This window comes from Actinokineospora xionganensis, assembly GCF_014323725.1.
Classification (GTDB): Bacteria; Actinomycetota; Actinomycetes; order Mycobacteriales; family Pseudonocardiaceae; genus Actinokineospora; species Actinokineospora xionganensis.
In genome coordinates, this window is record NZ_JABVED010000012.1 from 117,859 (window position 1) to 137,486 (window position 19,628).

General features: G+C 69.7%; 18 protein-coding genes. 3 read left to right on the plus strand and 15 right to left on the minus strand.

The window, feature by feature from the left end; translation table 11 throughout:
- Positions 1 to 7: 7 nt before the first annotated feature.
- Complete coding sequence (locus GPZ80_RS21220; RefSeq protein ID WP_187222688.1) at positions 8 to 2,116, plus strand: RecQ family ATP-dependent DNA helicase; 2,109 nt, start codon at positions 8 to 10, stop codon at positions 2,114 to 2,116.
- 72 nt (positions 2,117 to 2,188) lie between these two features.
- Here GPZ80_RS21220 and proB read toward each other — a convergent pair whose 3' ends face one another.
- The 6 genes from proB to GPZ80_RS21250 all read right to left on the minus strand — a co-directional run bounded on the left by proB (position 2,189) and on the right by GPZ80_RS21250 (position 9,287).
- Positions 2,189 to 3,310 carry a glutamate 5-kinase gene (gene proB / locus GPZ80_RS21225; protein WP_187222690.1) on the minus strand — a complete coding sequence of 374 codons (1,122 nt, stop codon included), beginning with the start codon at positions 3,308 to 3,310 and terminating at the stop codon, positions 2,189 to 2,191.
- The gene (gene obgE, locus GPZ80_RS21230) at positions 3,307 to 4,749 is read right to left on the minus strand and encodes a GTPase ObgE (protein WP_187222692.1); all 1,443 of its coding nucleotides are present in this window, start codon (positions 4,747 to 4,749) and stop codon (positions 3,307 to 3,309) included. The genes proB and obgE overlap by 4 nt, the downstream gene beginning before the upstream one ends.
- Before the next feature lie 91 nt (positions 4,750 to 4,840).
- Positions 4,841 to 5,104: a 50S ribosomal protein L27 gene (gene rpmA, locus GPZ80_RS21235; protein WP_187222694.1), complete on the minus strand. Its 264-nt coding sequence runs from the start codon at positions 5,102 to 5,104 to the stop codon at positions 4,841 to 4,843.
- A 14-nt stretch (positions 5,105 to 5,118) separates the two neighbouring features.
- Complete coding sequence (gene rplU / locus GPZ80_RS21240) at positions 5,119 to 5,430, minus strand: 50S ribosomal protein L21 (RefSeq protein WP_091372430.1); 312 nt, start codon at positions 5,428 to 5,430, stop codon at positions 5,119 to 5,121.
- A gap of 178 nt (positions 5,431 to 5,608) precedes the next feature.
- The gene (locus GPZ80_RS21245) at positions 5,609 to 8,362 is read right to left on the minus strand and encodes a translation initiation factor IF-2 N-terminal domain-containing protein (protein WP_187222695.1); all 2,754 of its coding nucleotides are present in this window, start codon (positions 8,360 to 8,362) and stop codon (positions 5,609 to 5,611) included.
- Between the two features lie 181 nt (positions 8,363 to 8,543).
- Positions 8,544 to 9,287 (minus strand): TIGR03936 family radical SAM-associated protein, encoded by a 744-nt coding sequence (locus tag GPZ80_RS21250; protein ID WP_187222697.1) that lies wholly within the window; start codon positions 9,285 to 9,287, stop codon positions 8,544 to 8,546.
- A 259-nt stretch (positions 9,288 to 9,546) separates the two neighbouring features.
- Between GPZ80_RS21250 and GPZ80_RS21255 the strand changes: the two genes are divergently transcribed.
- Complete coding sequence (locus GPZ80_RS21255) at positions 9,547 to 10,947, plus strand: S8 family peptidase (RefSeq protein WP_312880480.1); 1,401 nt, start codon at positions 9,547 to 9,549, stop codon at positions 10,945 to 10,947.
- A 282-nt stretch (positions 10,948 to 11,229) separates the two neighbouring features.
- Here GPZ80_RS21255 and GPZ80_RS21260 read toward each other — a convergent pair whose 3' ends face one another.
- The 8 genes from GPZ80_RS21260 to ndk form a co-directional block, all read right to left on the minus strand.
- Positions 11,230 to 13,200, minus strand: a complete 1,971-nt coding sequence (locus GPZ80_RS21260; protein ID WP_187222699.1) for a TIGR03960 family B12-binding radical SAM protein — start codon at positions 13,198 to 13,200, stop codon at positions 11,230 to 11,232.
- 31 nt (positions 13,201 to 13,231) lie between these two features.
- Positions 13,232 to 13,741, minus strand: coding sequence for an HD domain-containing protein (locus GPZ80_RS21265; RefSeq protein WP_246477312.1), 510 nt, complete (start codon positions 13,739 to 13,741; stop codon positions 13,232 to 13,234).
- A 185-nt stretch (positions 13,742 to 13,926) separates the two neighbouring features.
- Positions 13,927 to 14,763, minus strand: a complete 837-nt coding sequence (locus GPZ80_RS21270) for an ABC transporter permease (protein ID WP_187222703.1) — start codon at positions 14,761 to 14,763, stop codon at positions 13,927 to 13,929.
- The gene (locus tag GPZ80_RS21275; RefSeq protein ID WP_187222705.1) at positions 14,764 to 15,579 is read right to left on the minus strand and encodes an ABC transporter permease; all 816 of its coding nucleotides are present in this window, start codon (positions 15,577 to 15,579) and stop codon (positions 14,764 to 14,766) included. It lies immediately after the preceding gene.
- Positions 15,579 to 16,511 (minus strand): ABC transporter ATP-binding protein, encoded by a 933-nt coding sequence (locus GPZ80_RS21280; RefSeq protein ID WP_187222707.1) that lies wholly within the window; start codon positions 16,509 to 16,511, stop codon positions 15,579 to 15,581. Before GPZ80_RS21280 ends, GPZ80_RS21275 begins: the two co-directional genes overlap by 1 nt.
- A 70-nt stretch (positions 16,512 to 16,581) precedes the next feature.
- The gene (locus GPZ80_RS21285; protein ID WP_187222709.1) at positions 16,582 to 16,812 is read right to left on the minus strand and encodes a hypothetical protein; all 231 of its coding nucleotides are present in this window, start codon (positions 16,810 to 16,812) and stop codon (positions 16,582 to 16,584) included.
- Complete coding sequence (locus GPZ80_RS21290; RefSeq protein ID WP_187222711.1) at positions 16,812 to 17,030, minus strand: hypothetical protein; 219 nt, start codon at positions 17,028 to 17,030, stop codon at positions 16,812 to 16,814. The genes GPZ80_RS21285 and GPZ80_RS21290 overlap by 1 nt, the downstream gene beginning before the upstream one ends.
- A 111-nt stretch (positions 17,031 to 17,141) precedes the next feature.
- Entirely contained in the window at positions 17,142 to 17,552 is a 411-nt protein-coding gene (ndk, locus tag GPZ80_RS21295) for a nucleoside-diphosphate kinase (RefSeq protein WP_187222713.1), read from the minus strand.
- A gap of 309 nt (positions 17,553 to 17,861) precedes the next feature.
- Here ndk and GPZ80_RS21300 point away from each other — a divergent pair, with 309 nt between their 5' ends.
- Complete coding sequence (locus GPZ80_RS21300) at positions 17,862 to 18,386, plus strand: hypothetical protein (protein WP_187222715.1); 525 nt, start codon at positions 17,862 to 17,864, stop codon at positions 18,384 to 18,386.
- A gap of 36 nt (positions 18,387 to 18,422) precedes the next feature.
- Here GPZ80_RS21300 and GPZ80_RS21305 read toward each other — a convergent pair whose 3' ends face one another.
- Complete coding sequence (locus GPZ80_RS21305; protein ID WP_187222717.1) at positions 18,423 to 19,628, minus strand: hypothetical protein; 1,206 nt, start codon at positions 19,626 to 19,628, stop codon at positions 18,423 to 18,425.

A 19,628-nucleotide genomic window follows, 5' to 3' on the forward strand; every position in this document is an offset into this window, starting at 1 on the left:
CGGCCGAATGGGGTATGCAGGGGACGTGGACGAGCAGGCATTGCGCGCATCAGCCGAGGAGCGGCTCCGGGCCCTCGCGGGTCCGGACGCCCGACTGCGGGAGGACCAGTGGACCGCGATCCGCGGTCTGGTCGCCGACCGCGGGCGCGCGCTGGTGGTGCAGCGGACCGGGTGGGGCAAGTCAGCGGTGTACTTCGTGGCGACCGCGCTGCTGCGTGAGCTGGGCGAGGGGCCGACGGTGATCGTGTCGCCGCTGCTCGCCCTCATGCGCAACCAGGTCGACGCGGCCGCGCGCGCCGGGGTGCACGCCGCGACGATCAACTCGGCCAACATGCAGGACTGGGAGACGGTGCACGAGGCCGTCGCCGATGGCAGTGTCGACGTGCTGCTGGTGAGCCCGGAGCGGCTCAACAACCCGGACTTCCGCGACGCCGTGCTGCCGAAGCTGACCGCGTCGGCGGGGCTGCTGGTCGTCGACGAAGCCCACTGCATCTCCGACTGGGGGCACGACTTCCGGCCCGACTACCGCAGGCTGCGGACGCTTATCGCCGAGCTGCCACAGGGCGTGCCGGTGCTCGCGACGACCGCCACGGCGAACAACCGAGTGGTCCAGGACGTCGCGCAACAACTCGGGTTGACCGACGACTCCATGGTCCTGCGCGGCGCGCTCGACCGGGAAAGCCTGCGGCTGGGCGTGCTGCGGCTGCCGACCGCGCAGGCCCGGTTGGCGTGGCTGGCGGAGAACCTGGAGCGGTTCACCGGGTCCGGCATCATCTACACGCTCACCGTGGCCGCGGCCGACGAACTGGCGTCGTTCCTGCGCGACCGCGGATTCGAGGTGGCGGCGTACACGGGCCGCACGGACACCGCCGAACGGCAGCAGGCCGAGGAAGACCTGCTCGCCAACCGGGTGAAGGCGCTGGTGGCGACGTCGGCGCTGGGCATGGGGTTCGACAAGCCGGACCTGGGTTTCGTCGTGCACGTGGGCGCGCCGCAGTCGCCCATCTCGTACTACCAGCAGATCGGCCGCGCGGGCCGTGGTGTGAAGCGCGCGGACGTGGTGCTCCTGCCCGGGCGCGAGGACAAGGACATCTGGTCCTATTTCGCGTCGCTCGCGTTCCCCCCGGAGCGAGTAGTGCGGGAGGTGCTGGCCGCGTTGGACGACGCGGGCAAGGCGCTGTCCACACAGGCGCTCGAACCGAGGGTCGACCTGGCCAGGGGCAGGCTGGAAATGGTCCTGAAGGTGCTTGATGTCGATGGCGCGGTCCGGCGGGTGCGCGGCGGTTGGGAGTCGACCGGGCAGCCATGGGAGTACGACGAGGAGCGCTACTCGCGGATCGCGACCGCGCGGGAGTCCGAGCAGCGCGCGATCTTGGACTACCAGGACACCGACGGCTGCCGGATGGAGTTCCTCCTGCGCGAGCTGGACGACCCGCACGCGGCGCCGTGCGGCCGGTGTGACAACTGCACGGGTGAGCGCTGGAGCGACGAGGTCTCAGGCGCCAATGTCGACGCCGCGCGGGAACGGCTGCGCAGGCCGGGTGTGGAGATCACCCCGAAGAAGCAGTGGCCGACAGGCATGGCGACGCTGGGCGTATCGCTGTCGGGGAACATCAAGGCGGGTCACAAAGCGGCAGCCGGACGCGCGCTCGGCAGGCTCACCGACATCGGCTGGGGCAATCGTTTGCGGGATGTCTTCGCGGGCGTGGACGGCCCGATCCCCGACGACGTGTTCGACGCGTGTGTGAAGGTGTTGTCGGCGTGGGACTGGGAGCAGCGGCCGGTGGGCGTGGTGACCATCGCGTCCGGCAGCAGGCCGCAGCTGATCTCAAGTTTCGGCGCTCGGATCGCGACCATCGGGCGGCTGCCGCTGCTCGGTGAGGTGCGCACCGGCGGTCCGAGCGCGCGGGCGAACAGCGCGCACAGATTGGCGCATTTGTGGGGCTCGGTTCGCGTGCCAGAGGATCTGGCGGCGGCAGTGTCCGAAGTGGACGGACCAGTGCTGGTGGTGGACGACAAGATCGACTCCGGCTGGACCATGACCGTGGCCGCCGCGGCCCTCCGCGACGCCGGCGCGGACGGCGTACTCCCCTTCACCCTCGCCACAACAACCTGAATCAGTCCGCCCCCTCGGAATGCGAGGGCTGGGGCGGCGGCCGGAAGCGTGGCCGGCTTCGCGGGCGGGCCACTAGTGCCTTAAGGGGACCAGGTCGTCGGCGTGGACTACCTCGCGGCGTTGGTCGTTGGGGAGGTGGTGCGTGGACATCCCGATCAGAGCGGGTAGTTCCGTCGAGTCGAAGTTCACCACACCACGCGCGACGACCTTGCCCGCCGAGTCGGCGAGTTCCACGACGTCACCCGGACCGAAATCGCCGGACGCCGAAGTGATGCCCGCAGCCAGCAGCGATCGCCTGCGCACGACGACAGCGGCGACGGCGCCGTCGTCGAGCACCAACCTGCCCGCGGACTCGGCGGCGTAGGCCAGCCAGAAGCGGCGGGCGGTGAGCCTGCGCCCCCCGGAGGCGAACGCTGTGCCGACGCTCGCCGAGCTCATCGCTTCGGGCGCTTGTGCCGAGGAGGCCAACAGCACGGGAATGCCTGCCGCCGCGGCGAGGCGGGCGGCGGCGAGTTTCGACGCCATACCACCGGTTCCGAGGCCGGACGCGCCGGTCGCACCCGCCACCACACCGTCCACATCGGACGCGTCGACCACCTCATCGATGCGACGTGCGGCACCCCGCCGGGGGTCGCCGTCGTACAAAGCATCCACATCGGACAGCAGCACCAGCGCGTCAGCGCCGATCAGGTGGGCCACCAGGGCCGCCAGGCGGTCGTTGTCGCCGAAGCGGATTTCCTCGGTCGCCACGGTGTCGTTCTCGTTCACCACGGGGACGATCCCCAACGCCAGCAGGCGGGACAGGGTCCGCTGGGCATTGCGGTAGTGGGAACGCCGGACGACGTCGTCAGCGGTGAGGAGGACTTGGCCGACGGTCAGCGAGTAGCGCGCGAAAGAGGCCACGTAGGCGTGCCCGAGCACCAGTTGCCCGACGCTCGCGGCGGCCTGCTGGGTCGCCAGGTCACGCGGGCGCCGCGGGATGCCCATCGGGGCGAGACCCGCGGCGATGGCACCCGAGGACACCAGGACGACCTGGCTGCCCGCCGCCCGCCGGGCGGCGACAGCGTCGACCAGGGCGTCGAGCCGGGCCGGGTCCAGGCCGCCCTCGGCCGTCGTCAGCGACGACGAGCCGACCTTCACCACGATGAGCCGCGCCGAGGTCACCGCCTCGCGGGTGGCCGAGCGCAGGGTCACTCGTCGTCGTCCTCGTCCTTGCGGGCGCGGCGGGCCTGCTTGGCGACCTTGCGCTCCGCCGCGCCGATGCGCTCCGGCTGGTCGAGACGGGGGTCGCTACCGCGTCCGTGCATCATCATCGCGACGCCCGCCGGGGTCGACGGCTCCCAGTCGAAGGTGTGCGTGCCGATGGTGACCGGGCAGCCGGGGCGGGCACCGGCCTTGGCCAGCGCCTCCTCGACACCCAGTCGGGCCAGACGGTCGCCGAGGTACCCGACGGCCTCGGTGTTGGTGAAGTCGGTCTGGCGCACCCACCGCTGCGGGCGCTCGCCGTGGACGATGAAGCCGCCCTCTTCGTCCGGGTCCGGCTCGATACGGAAACCGGCGTCGTCGACCGCGGTGGGCCGCAGGACCGTCCGGGTGGCCTCGGGCGTGGGCTTGCTCGCCCGGTCCTCTTCGATGATCTTCGCCAGCGCGAAGCTCAGCTCACGCAGCCCTTCGCGGGTGGCGGTCGAGACCTCGAACACGGGCAGCCCACGGGCTTCGATCTCGGGCCGGACCAGCTCGGCCAGCTCGCGCGCCTCGGGCACGTCGATCTTGTTGAGCACCACGATCCGCGGCCGGTCGGCGAGGTCGCCGCCCAGCGACGGGGTGTAGAGCGACAGCTCCTGCTCGAGGGCGTCGATGTCGGAGATCGGGTCGCGGTCGGCTTCGAACGTGGCGCAGTCGACGACGTGGACCAGCACCGAGCAGCGCTCGATGTGGCGCAGGAAGTCCAGGCCGAGGCCCTTGCCCTGGCTCGCCCCCGGGATCAGGCCCGGGACGTCGGCGATCGTGTAGACCGACTCCCCCGCCGTGACCACGCCGAGGTTCGGGACCAGGGTGGTGAACGGGTAGTCGGCGATCTTCGGCTTGGCCGAGGACATCACCGCGATGAGCGACGACTTGCCCGCGGACGGGAAGCCGAGCAGGCCCGCGTCGGCGACCGAGCGCAGCTCCAGGACCAGGTCACGGGTCTCCCCCGGCTCGCCAAGCAGGGCGAACCCGGGCGCGCGGCGGGCCCTGGAGGCCAGCGCCGCGTTGCCGAGACCACCCCGGCCGCCTTGCGCGGCGACGAAGCGGGTGCCGTGACCGACCAGGTCGACGACGATCTCGCCTTCCGGCGTGAGCACGACGGTGCCGTCGGGCACCTTCCACTCCACGGTCTCACCGGTGGCGCCGTCGCGGTTGGCGCCGCCGCCCTGCTTGCCGCTGCCCGCGTCGGCGTGCGGGCGGAAGTGGAAGTCGAGCAGGGTGTGGACGTTGCTGTCCACGACGAGGACGACGTCACCGCCGTTGCCGCCGTTGCCGCCGTCCGGTCCGCCGAGAGGCTTGAACTTCTCCCGGTGCACCGACGAACAGCCGTTGCCGCCGCTGCCCGCGGCAACATGGATGACCACTCGGTCGACGAATCGGGACACTGGAATTTCCTCTCGAGAACGAACAAAAGACGAGGGGTGAGCCGGATGCGATCCAGCCCACCCCTCGTCGGAGTCTTGCTATCGAACCGGCTTACGCAGCCGCTTCGACGGGGACGATGTTGACGGTCTTGCGACCGCGCTTCTCGCCGAACTGGACCGCGCCCGCGGCCAGGGCGAACAGCGTGTCGTCCTTACCGCGGCCGACGTTCACACCGGGGTGGAACTTGGTGCCGCGCTGACGGAGCAGGATTTCGCCGGACTTGACGACCTGGCCGCCGTAGCGCTTCACGCCGAGGTACTGGGCGTTGGAGTCACGCCCGTTACGCGAGCTGGATGCACCCTTTTTGTGTGCCATGGCTGCTCAGGTCCTCACTTAACCGTGATGCCGGTGACCTCGACGCGGGTCAACTTCTGACGGTGACCCTGACGCTTGTGGTAGCCGGTCTTGTTCTTGAACTTGTGGATACGAATCTTGGGGCCCTTGGTCTGCTCGACGACCTTGCCGGTCACCGAAACCTTCGCCAGGGCGTCCGCGTCGGTGGTGACGTCGGTGCCGTCGACAACGAGCACCGCGGCGAGGCTCAGCTCGGTGCCGGGCGTGCCGACAAGCTTCTCGACCTCGACGACGTCGCCGACAGCCACCTTGTACTGCTTGCCGCCGGTCTTGACGATCGCGTACATCGGGAAGGCTCCTGCTTACTAGACAATGGGGGTCATGGGTGCCCTGGCTCCGGAAGAACCACACCGAGCTGGGCTTCGCATGACACGGCCCACCGAACGGCGGGCCGTGTCACAGGTTACGTGCCTGCGGGAATCGAGGTCAAACCGGGGTGGCCAATGGTGATGGTGATGCTCGCCATCAGCCCTCCTGACCTGCGTTGACCGGCGGGCCTGCAGGCCGCGAAGCGGTCCGTCGGCTGCGCCTGCGGGGGGCTGAGGCGGCGGGCGCCGCCACGGGTGCGACGGGTGCCGCGGGCGCTTCGACGACGGGCTCCGGCGCGCGGCCGTTGCTGACGTTGTCGTGCTCCGCGTGACCGTCGCCGGAGAAGTCACCCTTGGCCGGGGCCTCGGGCGCCTCGGCGGCGGGCTCAGGGGCCTTGGCGACAGGCTCAGCGGCGGGCGCGGCGGCCTTGGCGGGCACCGGCTCGGTGTCGTGGCCGTCGTCGCCGTGCTTGACCGTCGCCTTGGCGATGGTGGCGACGGCGTTCTTCACGTCGTCGCGCACCGGCTCGTCCTTGACGACCGGCTGCTGCTGGTCCTTGCCCTTGTCCCGGTCGCGGTCCCGGCCGCGGCGCCTGCCGCCGCCGGTCTGCTCCGGTTCCTTCTCCTTCTGCGGAGCGGGCTGCTGCTGCGGTTGCGGCGCGGGAGCGGCCTTGGCGGTCTCGGTGCTGACCACCACGCCACGGCCCTTGCAGTGCTCGCAGGTGTTGCTGAAGGCCTCCAGCAAGCCCGTGCCGACCCGCTTGCGGGTCATCTGCACGAGACCAAGGGAGGTGACCTCGGCGACCTGGTGGCGCGTGCGGTCACGGCCAAGGCACTCGGTGAGCCTGCGCAGGACCAGGTCCCGGTTGGACTCGAGCACCATGTCGATGAAGTCGATGACGATGATGCCGCCGATGTCGCGCAGCCGGAGCTGGCGCACGATCTCCTCGGCCGACTCGAGATTGTTGCGGGTCACCGTCTCCTCGAGGTTGCCACCGGATCCGGTGAACTTGCCCGTGTTGACGTCGATGACCGTCATCGCCTCGGTGCGGTCGATGATCAGGTAGCCGCCCGAGGGCAGCCAGACCTTGCGGTCGAGCGCCTTGAGCAGCTGCTCGTCGACCCGCGTCTCCGCGAAGACATCTTTCGGCCCGACGTGGCGGCGAACCCGGTCGAGCAGCTCGGGGGCCACGTGCCGGACGTAGGAGTCGATCGTCTCCCACGCCGTCTCACCCTGGACCGCGAGCGTGGAGAAGTCCTCGGTGAACAGGTCGCGGACGACCTTCACCAGCAGATCGGGCTCCTCGTAGAGCAGCGAGGGGGATCCGGCCTTCTTGACACCGTTGGTGCCTTCGGACTTGTCCTTGATGACCTGCCACTGCGCCTGCAGACGGCGGACATCGCGGCCCAGCTCTTCCTCGCTGATGCCCTCCGAGGCGGTGCGGATGATGACGCCCGCGTCCTCGGGGACGATCCGCTTGAGGACGTCCTTGAGCCTGCGCCGCTCGTTCTCCGGCAGCTTGCGTGAGATGCCGGTGGCACCGCCGCCGGGCACATAGACCAGGAAGCGGCCGGGCAGCGAGATCTGGGTGGTGAGCCGGGCGCCCTTGTGACCGATCGGGTCCTTGGTGACCTGGACGAGCACGCTGTCGCCGGTGGACAGGGCCTGCTCGATCTTGCGGGCCTTGCCTTCCAGGCCGGCTGCGTCCCAGTCGACCTCACCGGCGTAGAGCACCGCGTTGCGGCCGCGGCCGATGTCGACGAAGGCGGCTTCCATGCTGGGCAGCACGTTCTGGACCCGGCCCAGGTAGACGTTGCCGACCAGGGAGCCGGTACCGGTCGAGGTGACGAAGTGCTCGACGAGCACACCGTCCTCCAGGACCGCGATCTGCGTGCGGTCGGGGTTCTCCCGCACGATCATCGCGCGGTCGACGGCCTCGCGGCGGGCGAGGAACTCGGCCTCGGACAGGATCGGAGCGCGCCTGCGACCGGCCTCGCGGCCGTCGCGGCGACGCTGGCGCTTGGCCTCGAGCCGCGTAGAGCCGCGCACGCTGCGCACCTCGTTGCGGGCGTCGGCGGCCTCGGTCTTCTCGTCGCGCACCTCGCGGACGTGGACCACGGTGTTGGGCGGGTCGTCCGGGGTGGTCTCGGTGGCCGAGTAGTCGCCGTCGTCCCCGCCCTTGCGACGGCGGCGACGGCGGCGACGGCGGCTGGCGGCGTCTCCGGCCTCGTCGTCCTGCGTGGACGGCTCGTCCTGCGCGGGCTCTTCGGCCTCGGCGGTGTCGTCCGAATCGGTGCGGACGTCGGACCGGGTGTCGGTCGACTCGGGCTCGTCGTTCGCGCCCTTGCCGCGACCGCGGCCACGGCGGCCACGGCGGCGGCGACGGCTGGCGCCACCGTCCTCGTCGTCATCGTCGTGCGAGTCGTCGGCGGGCTCGGCGGCCTTGGGAGCGGCGGCCTTCGGCGCGGACTTGGGGGCGATCTCCTCGACCGGCTCCTCGTCGCGCTCCTCGCGCCGCTTGACCGGCGCGGGGGCAGCGACCGGCTCGGGCGGGAGGAACAGCGGCGACGCGGACGCGAACACCGGCGTCGGCGGTATCCGGGCCTTGCGCGGAGCCACGGGCTCCGGCTCGACCGGCGCCACGACGGTCTCGACCGACTCCTCGACACTGTTGTCACTGGTCAGGGCCTCGGCGACCTTGATGGCCAGATCGCGGCTGACGCTGGACTGCGCGCCGCGCACCTCTTCACCGAGGTCGGTGAGGGCGCTGATGACGTCCTTGCTGCTGACTTCCAGCAGCTTCGCGAGGGCGTGCACCCGAACCTTGGCGGGAAGTTCCGCCAGCGCCGCTTGGGTAGCTGTGGTGGTAGCCCCGCCGGTGCTTCCGGCAGGGTTCGACATATCCGACATGTAACTCCTCCGCCCCCGGGCGCGTCCCTGCAGACGCGGCCGCTCAGGGGCCTAGTTGTGTTTCCACCGCGCAAGGCGGCGGGAATCCTCGCCTCTCGCCGTCTCGATGCCGGTCATGGGACCGACACCGGCTGACGGCAGGTCGTTCGACCACGGTGAGGCTTTGCGTCTCCCAGGCGGACTATCCGGCTGTCGCCGCCCGATCGAGGGCCAGCGGGTCGGACAGAACGCCATCGTCGTCAAGCCGTCCCTGGGCCATCCGCGTCGCCTTCGCGGGCACGGGCGGTTCCAGAGCGGCGACGACGCGCAACGCGCTCAGTACGTCGTCGGGCCGAACGGCTGGTGTTGTCTGCCGAACGACCGTCATCAGTATCCCATACGGTGGCGAATCCACTGGCATGTCGATGCCCACACCGGACAGCGCGTCGGCGGAGTCGAGCACTTCGGCGCGGATAACCGCAGGTCGGGCGTCGATCAGCCGCCTGCCGTCCTTGGTGAGCCGCTCCACTTCGACGTGTTCCTCGGCCAGCAGCTTCACCACCGCGGCGCGCAGCTCGCCGACCGGCACGCCCGGCAGCTCGATGCGCCAGCGGCTGGCCTCCATCCGCTCCGCGAGCCCGCCCGGACCGGCCACGACCGACTCCAGGACGTCGATGCCCGGCGGCAGCGCCTCGTCGAGCGCCGCGGCCAGCCTGGCGGGGTCGACCGCCTCGACGACTGAGATCTCGACGTACTCGGCCTCGCTGGCCACGCCCGTCGGGGCCGCGCCGATCCACGAGATCTTCGGGTGCGGGCTGAATCCCTGGGAGTAGGCCATCGGCACACCCGCCCGGCGCAGCGCGCGCTCGAACGTGCGGGCCACGTCGCGGTGCGAGGTGAAGCGGAGCCTTCCCCGCTTGGCGTAGCGCAGGCGCAGCTTCTGCACCGGCGCGGCCGACGGGTTGGGCTGATCCTGGCGACTCAGGATTACTCCTAGGGGATGTGTCCGACGGTCGATCTGCCTGCAGGGGGAACCGTACCGTGACGCGATCCGCCCACTGAATTACTCCGGTTGGCAGCACTCGCGACCGGCCCGCGGCCAATTCAGCCGTCCAGGTTGTTTCCCGGGCGGGTCGTGGCTACCGTCCGCAGCGAGTGGTCAGCACGACCCGAGGAATCCGGCAGGCCAGTACTGGAGGTCGCCCGTGCCTCTGCTGCGCCGAACACAGGCGGCAGTGGTCAGTGTCGCGGCGGTCGCGACGATGCTCGTGAGCACCGAGCCCGCGTTCGCCGTGCCCATGGAGCCAGGTGTCGTCACCTGCGGAGACCACCACGTCGACGTGCGGTTCATCGTGCTCTACGAGCCCTGGACCAGCGCCGACGACGCCGCCGATGAAGCGTCGTCGAAGTGCGGGTCCACGGTCGCCTACTACCCACAGATCGGTGTGGGCGTCGTCACCTCGAGTGACCGGCGATTCCCCGCGATGATGGGCCGTGACCGCGTGTTCAGCGCGCAGAACGCGGTCGGCCGGTCCAAGCAGGTCGATGTCACCCGGACGGCGTACGACGTGCCCAAGGCCGACCGGACCGCCGAGCAGTGGGACATGGCCATGATCGGGGCAGACCGGGCCCGCGCGATCAACCCGGGAAGCTCCGACGTGGTCGTCGGGGTGCTCGACTCCGGAGTCGACTCGACCCACCCTGACCTCGCACCCGCTGTCGACCCCGACCGGTCCGCGGGCTGCCTGAGCGGCAAACCCGACTCGACGCCTGACGCCTGGCATCCGACGGAGTCCACGCACGGCACGCACGTCGCCGGGATCATCGCCGCCGCGGACGACGGCCGCGGCATCACCGGGGTCGCTCCCGGCGTGCGGCTGGCCTCGGTGAAGGTGGTCGACGACGCCGGGTTCGTGTTCCCGGAGGCGGTGGTGTGCGGCCTGATGTGGTCGGCCGCGCAGGGCATGGCGGTGGCGAACAACAGCTACTTCGTCGACCCCTGGTTGCAGACCTGCGACCGCGACGGCGAACGCGTGGTCTCCGAAGCGGTGCGCCGCGCGGTGGACTATGTGACCCGGCGGGGCGTGCTCGTGGTGGCGGCGGCTTCGAACGAGAACATCGACTTGGCCCGGCCGCACGGACAGACGGTGGACGCGAAGGGCTCGCGGCGGACTTTGGATGACAGCTGCAAGGTGCTGCCTGCCGGGTTGCGTGGCGTGGTGGCGGTGTCGGCGGTGGGTCCTTCCGAGCTCAAGGCCGGGTACAGCGCGTACGGGCTTGGGGTGGTCGACGTGACCGCGCCTGGTGGGGATCGCGACGACTGCGTGTTGTCGACAGTGCCTGGCGGGTACGCGGAGTCTTGTGGGACCTCGATGGCCACCCCGCATGTGTCGGGGGTCGCGGCGCTGTTGGCCGGCACGCATCGGGGGGCGAGTCCACAGGCGTTGAGCAGGCTGCTGACCGGGCAGGCACGGGCGGTTCCTTGTCCGGCGGACTATGACCTTGATGGGGCAGGCGGACAAGACGCCTACTGCTCTGGGTACGCGCCTTACAACAGCTTCCACGGACACGGGCTGGTCGACGCTTTGGCTGCTGTCAAGGGGTAGCGCGCGTTTGCGTGTCGTGCCAGTCGGATGGGGAGTGGGCAGGGCTGAACCGCACGACCGGGACCTTGCTGAGGGTCGCAGGTCAGCAGGTGGGCAATTCGTGAGGGAGTGTGGCTCCGGCGTCGGTGAAGCCTGCACGGCGGCAGAACGGGAACGATCGCTTTGAGGGGCCAGGACCACGCGGGCGAAGTTCTGATCGTCGGGGGCAGTTGTCCTCGTCCGTCCACAGCCCGCGCAGTCGCGCCACCGACGCCAGGTCGGCGTCGGTGGCGCGGCGGACGGTTAGGGGGAGGTCAGGGCCGGGTTCTGGACCGGGGATCCGATGCCGACCGGGCTGATCGGCAGCAGCTTGCGGCCGGTCGGTCCGATCTCGATGTCCGTGCCCATCGCCGGGCAGACGCCGCAGTCGAAGCAGGGGGTCCAGCGGCAGTCGTCCTGCTCGCGGGAATCCAGGGCGTCCTGCCAGTCGTCCCAGAGCCATTCCTTGTCGAGGCCCGAGTCGAGGTGGTCCCAGGGCAGGACTTCCGCCTCGGTACGTTCGCGGGTGGTGAACCACGCCAGGTCGACGCCCAGTGGCTCCAGTTCCGCCGCCGCCGAGGAAACCCAGCGTTCGTAGGAGAAGTGTTCGCTCCAGCCGTCGAAGCGACCGCCGTCGCGCCAGACTCGTTCGATGACTCGGCCGACTCGGCGGTCTCCACGCGAGAGCAGGCCTTCGATGAGGCTGGGCTTGCCGTCGTGGTAGCGCATGCCGATGTTGCGGCCCAGGCTGCGGTCGCGGTCGGAGTTGACCGCCTCACGCAGTTTCCGCAGTCGACTGTCCACAGTGTCCGGATCGCACTGGGCGGCCCACTGGAACGGGGTGTGCGGCTTGGGGACGAACCCGCCGATGGAGATGGTGCAGCGGATGTCCTTGCGGCCACTGGCTTCCCGGCCCGCGCGGATGACATTCTTGGCCATCTCGGCGATCTGCAGGACGTCGTCGTCGGTCTCGGTGGGAAGCCCGCACATGAAGTACAGCTTCACCTGGCGCCAGCCGTTGGCATAGGCGGCGCTGACGGTCTTGATGAGGTCCTCTTCGGAGACCATCTTGTTGATGACGCGCCGGATGCGCTCGCTGCCGCCCTCGGGCGCGAAGGTCAGACCCGAGCGCCTTCCGTTGCGGGACAGCTCGTTCGCCAGGTCGATGTTGAACGCGTCGACCCGGGTGCTGGGCAGCGACAGGCCGGTGTTGGTGCCTTCGTAGCGGTCGGCGAGCTGCTTGGTGATCTCGCCGATCTCGGAGTGGTCGGCGCTGGAGAGCGAGAGCAGGCCGACTTCCTCGAACCCGCTGGCCTCCAGCCCCTTCTGGATCATCGCGCCGATGCCCTCGATGGAGCGCTCGCGCACCGGGCGGGTGATCATGCCCGCCTGGCAGAAGCGGCAGCCGCGGGTGCAGCCGCGGAAGATCTCGACGCTCATCCGCTCGTGCACGCTCTCGGCGAGCGGCACCAGCGGCTGCTTCGGGTACGGCCACGCGTCGAGGTCCATCGTGGTGCGCTTGGCGATGGTCTCGGGGATGCGGTCGCGGTTGGGCTTGGCCGCGCCGAGCGAACCGTCGGCGGCGTAGGTGACGTCGTAGAAGCGCGGGATGTAGACGCCGCCGGTCTCGGCCATGCGGGTCAGCAGCTCGTCGCGGCCTCCGGGGCGACCCTCGGCCTTCCACTGCCGGATGATGTTGGAGATCTCGAGGACGGCCTCTTCGCCGTCACCCAGCACGGCCGCGTCGATGAAGTCCGCGATCGGCTCCGGGTTGAACGACGCGTGCCCGCCCGCGAGCACGACGGGGTGGTCCTCGGTCCGGTCCATGGCGTGCAGCGGGATGCCCGCGAGGTCGAGCGCGGTGAGCATGTTCGTGTAGCCGAGCTCGGTGGAGAAGCTCACGCCGAGGATGTCGAACGCGCCGAGTGGACGGTGGCCGTCGACGGTGAACTGGGGGACGTTGTGCTCCCGCATCAGCTTCTCGAGGTCCGGCCAGACCGCGTAGGTGCGCTCGGCCAGGATGTCGGGCTGCTCGTTGAGCACCTCGTAGAGGATCATGACGCCCTGGTTGGGCAGCCCGACCTCATAGGCGTCGGGGTACATCAGCGCCCAGCGGACGTTGGCGCTGTCCCAGGGCTTGACGGTGGCGTTGAGCTCCCCGCCGACGTACTGGACGGGCTTGGAGACCCTGGGCAGCAGGGGCTCAAGCTGGGGGAAGACTGACTCGACGCTCACAACGCACCAGGGTAACCCGTTCGGAATCGGGTCAGACGGCGACGGGGTGGCTCGCCTGGAACGCCAGCCTGCTGTCGGCGTCCGCGGCGAGGGCGTCGAGGAAGTCGTCGAGCGCCATGAACGCCTCCCACGGCTCCTGCCCGGCGGCGGCCGCGAGATGCTCGACCACGCGTTGCTCCAGGTCGGGGACACGTTTGGCCTTCCAGACCTTGTCGGCCAGGCTGACCAGCAGGTCTTCGAAGCCGATGCCGGGTCCGGCCCAGGAGGCGTGATCGCGGGCGAACCTGGCGAGCCGCTCGTCGACGCCGCGGGCACGGAGCAGGTCGTAGCCCGCCTGCTCGTGGGCGGAGCCGGGGCCGGAGAGCTCTTCGGGGTGGAGGGTCTTGCCGATGTCGTGGGTGGCGGCGCCGAAGAGGACGGCTTCGCGGTCGAACTCGATGGTGGGGTGGTGCCGCGCGACCCAGTCGACGAGCTGCGCTGCCACGTCGTGCACCGCGCGCAGGTGGGCGCCCAGCCGTGGCGGGGAGGCCAGGTCGGTCAAAAATTCCTCAACCTCTCGTGGGAGCGGCCTGAGGGTGTCGGACGCGGTCAAGGCGCGGTGGAGCGCTCGGTGACTCACCGAGCCAGGATAGGTCGGATCGGCGGTTCTCGGTCGTCGCGTGTCACCTTCGCCGTTCGACATCCAATTGGACCAAGGGGCGACTGCTCCGCACGATCAAGTCTCTTCTACGAGAGCAGGAGTTTGCCCAGACGTTTGGCGGCGACGGTGACGCCGATGGCGACCATGGCGGCGAAGTAGCCGAGGTGGCCGAGCATCGACAGATCCACGAAACCCGTGCACAAGCCGCGCATGATTTCGATCGCGTGGTAGAGCGGGAAGCACTTGATGGCGAACTGCAGGGGTTCCGGGTAGACGCTCAGGGGGAAGAACGTCGATGAGAACAGGAACATCGGCATCAGCGCGAGTTGCACGTAGTCGAAGTCCTGCCACGACCGCATGAACGTCGTGCACGCCATCCCCACCGCGGCGAAGCCGAACGAGATCAGGATCGCGGCGGGCAGGGCCAGCAGTGCCCAGTGGGACGTCAGCAGGCCCATCCCCAGCATCACCGCGAGGAAGCCGCCCGCGTAGAGCGCCCCGCGGATCAGGGCCCAGGTGATCTCGCCGATGGCGATGTCGAGCGGGCCGAGCGGGGTGGCGAGCATGGCGTCGTAGAGGCGGCTGTATTTGAACTTGAAGAAGATGTTGAACGTGGCGTCGTAGACCGAGCCGTTCATGGCGGACGCGGCGAGCAGGGCCGGGGCGATGAAGGCGACGTAGCTGATCGGGGTGCCGCCGGGGCCCGCGACCTCCCCCACCATCCTGCCGAAGCCGAAACCCAGGCCGAAGAGGAAGAACAGGGTCTCGAAGAACCCCGAGAAGATGATCAGCCAGGCCCGCTTGTTGACCAGGTAGGACCGTTCGACGAGCACCGACGAGCGGCCCGCGTACATCCCCGTGGGCAACACGCGGAACATCAGGCCCGCGGGCTCAAGCTCCGAACGCATCATGGTCTGGGTCATCTAGACCGCCAACCTTCGGTTGAACACGCGCCTGCCGAGGTAAACGCCGACGCCGACCACCGCTGCGAGGTAGGTGAGGTGGCCGAGCGTGGGCCACAGCTCCAGGGTGCCGAAGGCCGCGTCGCGGGAGAGTTCGGTGCCGTGCCAGAGCGGGGTGATCCACACCAGCGGGTGCGCCCAGCCGGGCAACTGGTCGACCGGGAAGAACGTGCCGGCGAACAGCGTCATCGGGAGGATGATGAACCGGAAGATCACGTTGAACCCCTGACCCTCGTTCTCGAGGGTCGCGGCGTACGCCACGATCGGGGCGCTCACGGCCATGCCGGTCAGCACGCTGATCAGGACCGCCAGGATGATCCCCGGCCCGGTGACCGCACCCAACACGGCCGCGACCAGCGTGAACGCGACGGCGGTGAAGCTCAGGCGGATCGCGATCCAGCCGAGTTGCCCCGCCAAAACCTGGCTCGGGGTGATCGGCGTGGACGCGATCGCCAGGTAGGTGCGCTGCCAGCGGAAAGCGGCCAGGATCGGGTAGGTCGACTCGAACGCGGCGACCTGCATGAGGGACGCGGCGAGCAGCGCGGGCGCCAGGTACTGCACGTACGGCAGGCCCAGGGTGGCCGGACTCGCCGTCACCTGCGAGCCGAAGCCGAACCCGAGGGCGACCAAGTAGAGCACGGGCTGCAGGAACCCGGACGTGACCGAGGCGCGCCAGTTGCGGCGGTACCAGGTCCACAGGCCGCCGACGACGAGCAACGACGCTCTCGTCGGGCTCAGGACACGGCCGGTGGCCTGCCGGGCGAGGACGGTGGTCATCAGTCGACCAGCGTCCGGCCGGTGAGGCGGAGGAAGACGTCCTCCAGGGTGCTGCGGCGAACCAGGCTCGACAGCGGCTGGACCCCGCGCGAGTGCGCCGCGGCCAGGGCCGCCTCGCCGTCGGCGGTGTAGAGAAGCAGACGGTCGGGCAGGACCTCGACCCGGTCGGCCAGGTCGGCGACGAGCGGCTCGATGTCCTGCTGTGTTCCCGGGGCGAAGCGCAGTTCGAGGACTTCGCGGGTGGAGTACTTGGCGATCAGCTCACCGGGGCTGCCCTCGGCGGCGATCCGGCCGTTGTCCATGACCACGAGGCGGTCGCACAACTGCTCAGCCTCATCCATGTAGTGCGTGGTGACGATCAGCGTCACGCCGTCCTGCTTGAGCCGGAACAGCTTGTCCCACAACAGATGCCGAGCCTGCGGGTCGAGCCCGGTGGTGGGCTCGTCGAGCAGCAGCAGCTCCGGGTCGTTGATCAGCGAGCGCGCGATGGTCAGCCGCCGCTTCATGCCGCCGGAGAGCGGCTCGACCGGGTCGTCTGCGCGCTCGGTGAGCTGGGCGAAGTCGAGAAGCTCGGCGGCCTTGTCCCGCAGGTGGGCTTTGCCGAGGCCGAAGTAGCGACCGTAGATGTGCAGGTTCTGCCGGACCGAGAGGTCGTTGTCGAGATTGTCGAGCTGCGGCACCACCCCGAGGCGGGCGCGGATCCGCGGGCCCTGACGGTCCGGGTCCATGCCGAGAACGGTCAGCTCACCGCCGCTGCGCGGGGACACGCAGGAGATCATCCGCATCGTCGAGGATTTGCCCGCGCCGTTGGGCCCGAGGAAGCCGAAGGCCTCCCCCGGCCGCACATCGAGGTCGATCCCGCGGACCGCCTCGAACTCCCCGAAGCGCTTGGTCAGCCCGTCCGCGCGCACCAGCGCGCCATTCCCACCCACGCGCCGAACCCTAGACGTGGGGTCAGACAGTTTCGAGGGATTTAAGTCCGGGCGGACGTCTCCCTCGACCTCAGGCGTCGCTCGGCGCCTTCGTGACGATCGGCTCGGGCTGCGCGTAGTTGTCACCCGCGGGCGGGGAGCTGCGCACGATGTTCAGCTTGATCACGCGGCCGTCGGTGCAGGTGATCTGGAGATCGGTCACGGAGTCGTCGACCCGGTAGGTGTCGACGCCCGCGATGCCGGGGTGACCGCACTCGGTGAGCAGCGTGCGGACATGTTCGACGAATCGTTCACGCCACATCAGACCGCCTCGGCCGGGATCTCATACGGCTTGTGCGCGGGCACCTTCGGGCCCTCGACCGAGCGGACCTGAATGGTCGCGCGTGCCCCCGAAGCGAACTCCACGCGGACGCGACTGTGCCGAGAGTGTTCCTTGTTCAGAGCCACGGCGCTCAAGATCTCAGGGTGTTCCTGGCTGAGCAGGGACACCAACAGCGTGTCCAGTTCTCTGAGTTGCACGCCGTCATCATGCCGTGCCGCCGCCGGTGTGGTTGCCACCCCGCTGTCACGGGGTGGCAACCACACCGTGCTTGACCACGTCTTCGACGGGTCAAGCGTTGCTTGCCGCGATCAGAGGTCGGGGAACCAGAGCTTGACCTCACGCTCGGCGGACTCCGGGGAGTCCGATCCGTGCACCAGGTTGAACTGGACCTCGAGGCCGAAATCGGCGCGGATGCTTCCGGGGGCCGCCTTCTCGACGGGGTCGGTGCCGCCTGCGAGCTGACGGAAGGCCGCAGCCGCGCGCGGGCCCTCGACGACGAGCGCCACGACGGGACCGGAGGTGATGAACTCCAGGAGGTCGCCGAAGAACGGACGCTCGGCGTGCTCGGCGTAGTGCTGCTCCGCCAGCGAGCGGTCGACGTTGCGCAGTTCAAGCGCGACGAGCTTGAGGCCCTTCCGCTCGATCCGCGAAATCACCTCGCCGACCAGACCACGGCTCACACCGTCCGGCTTAACCAGGACCAGGCTGCGCTCGCTCACGCTAGCTCCTCATACAGATCAGATTTGTTTCCCCGGATTGTCGAGGACGCGGTCAGCGTAGCCACCGGCGCCGCGGAGAACACACACGGGAGCGCCGGCCGCCCCGCAACCTCCGGGAGATCCCTGGCGTAGCCGTTTTCGACTGTGCGCCCCCGGAGCACGTCACAGCATTCCGTACTCCTTCATGGCGGTGGCCGCGGCGCGAACGCACGAGCGTGTGAGCCGGGTAACCCGGTCGGCTGGCAGCACTTGCCGCGCTCCCGTTCGCCAGGCCACGGTGAGCGCATGGACCGAACGGAGAGTGCAAACGTGATTACCCGACGTGTCGTCTCGATCGTCGCCCTCATCGTGGCCCTGTTCGCCGGGGTGACCGCCGCCCCCGCGTCCGCCGAGCAAGCCGACCCCTCGGACCTGTCGTACCACTACAGATACGACCTGTGGGTCGAGACCGCCTACAACCCCGAGCACCTGGCCTCGACCGTCGCGGGCAGGCTGACCGCGTACTTCCCGTTCGACAGCAACTGCACGTACCTGCCGCAGGTCGGGCAGCGCTGCGAGCTGTACTCGGTGCCGGGCTTCCCCCTGTTCGGGACGACGAACCCGGTGATGGTGGTCGACCGGACCCCAACGAGCTGGACGTTCCGTTCGCTGCCGGGGCACACCGAGGGCGCCGACCGGTACATCACCTTCCGCTTCCTGTACGGCCGCTTCGGCTACGAACTCGACGTCGAGGCCTGGGGGCCGTGGACACTCTCGGCCTCGCTCACGGTGTCCGGCGGCGCGGCGCGCGCGGTGTGGCAGCGGTTCGCGGACAACATCTCGCGGTTCCTGTAGTGGAGTGGCCCGGCCGGGGAGGCCGGGCCACCCGCCTCACCAGGTGCTGTTGACCAGTCCGGTGCCGAGGTAGACCTGGTCGAAACCGTTGCCGTCGTTGTCGTCGGTGTAGGCCAGGGTGATCAGCCCCCACGGGTCGACCGCCACCGCGGGCTCGTCCTGCCGCCCGGCGACGGTCGTGTTCAGCCGCTGCCGGGGCAGCCGCCCGGCGGTGGTGCCGTCGGGGTTGAGGCCCTGGGCGTACACGTCCGAGGCCTCGGCCCAGTTGACGACCGCGGCGCGCTGGTCGTCGATGCCGACCTGGGGGTCGGCACCGGGGACCAGCGTGTCGCCTGCCGAGGCGGCGCCGGTGGCCGAGAACGACCGGACGCCGATCTGCGCGACGCCCGTGTGGTCGGTCTCCCAGCCGACGACGAAGTCGCCGTTGAAGTTCGCCGCCACGGCCGGGTGCCTTTGCTGGCCGCCCGCGTTCACGTTGACCACCGCCTGGGCGAGCTTGACCGCACCCGATGAGGTGAAGCTCTTGCGGGCGATGTTGAACCACCCGTTCCCGTCGCCGTCCTCGTCCCAGACCACGATCGCGTTCTGCGCGGCGCCCATAGCTATATCGGGACGCTGGTGGGTGCCGCCGGTGGCGTGCGCCTGCACCTCATAGGTCTTGGCGGTGACGGACGCGAATCCGGAGACCCGCACGGTCGGCGCGGTCGTGGTCTGCTTGTCCTCGAAGGCGACCGCGAACCCCGGGCCGTCCGGGTCGGCGGCCACGGCCGGGTGGGTCTGCTGACCGGCCGAGGTCCCATTGGCGGTCGCGGACCCGGTGACGGTGCCCGCCGTGTTCACCGCGCGGACCGCGATCTGGAAGTACCCGTTGCCGTCCTTGTCGTCGGCCCAGACGACGACGGCGCTGCCGTCCTCGTGCAGCGCGACATCGGGCTGGATGTGCCGCCAGTTCCCGGTGCCCACCGCGGACAACTTCTTCTCGTAGAGAGAGACACCATCGCGGTAAAGGCGAAGGAAGATCTCACTGTGCAGGTTGTCGGTCGGGTTCGTGGAGTCGCGGTCGTCTTCCCAGACGACGGCGGTGTAACCGGTGCGGACCGACGCGACGGCGGCGTTGTCCTGGTCGCCGGTGGCGACGCTGTTCGCGACGGTCCAGGTGAGCGTGCCGTCGGCGTGCGCGATGCCCGTGCCCACGAGGGTCGCGGCCAGTGCCAGCCCGGTGATCGTCAGAGAGGTGCGCAT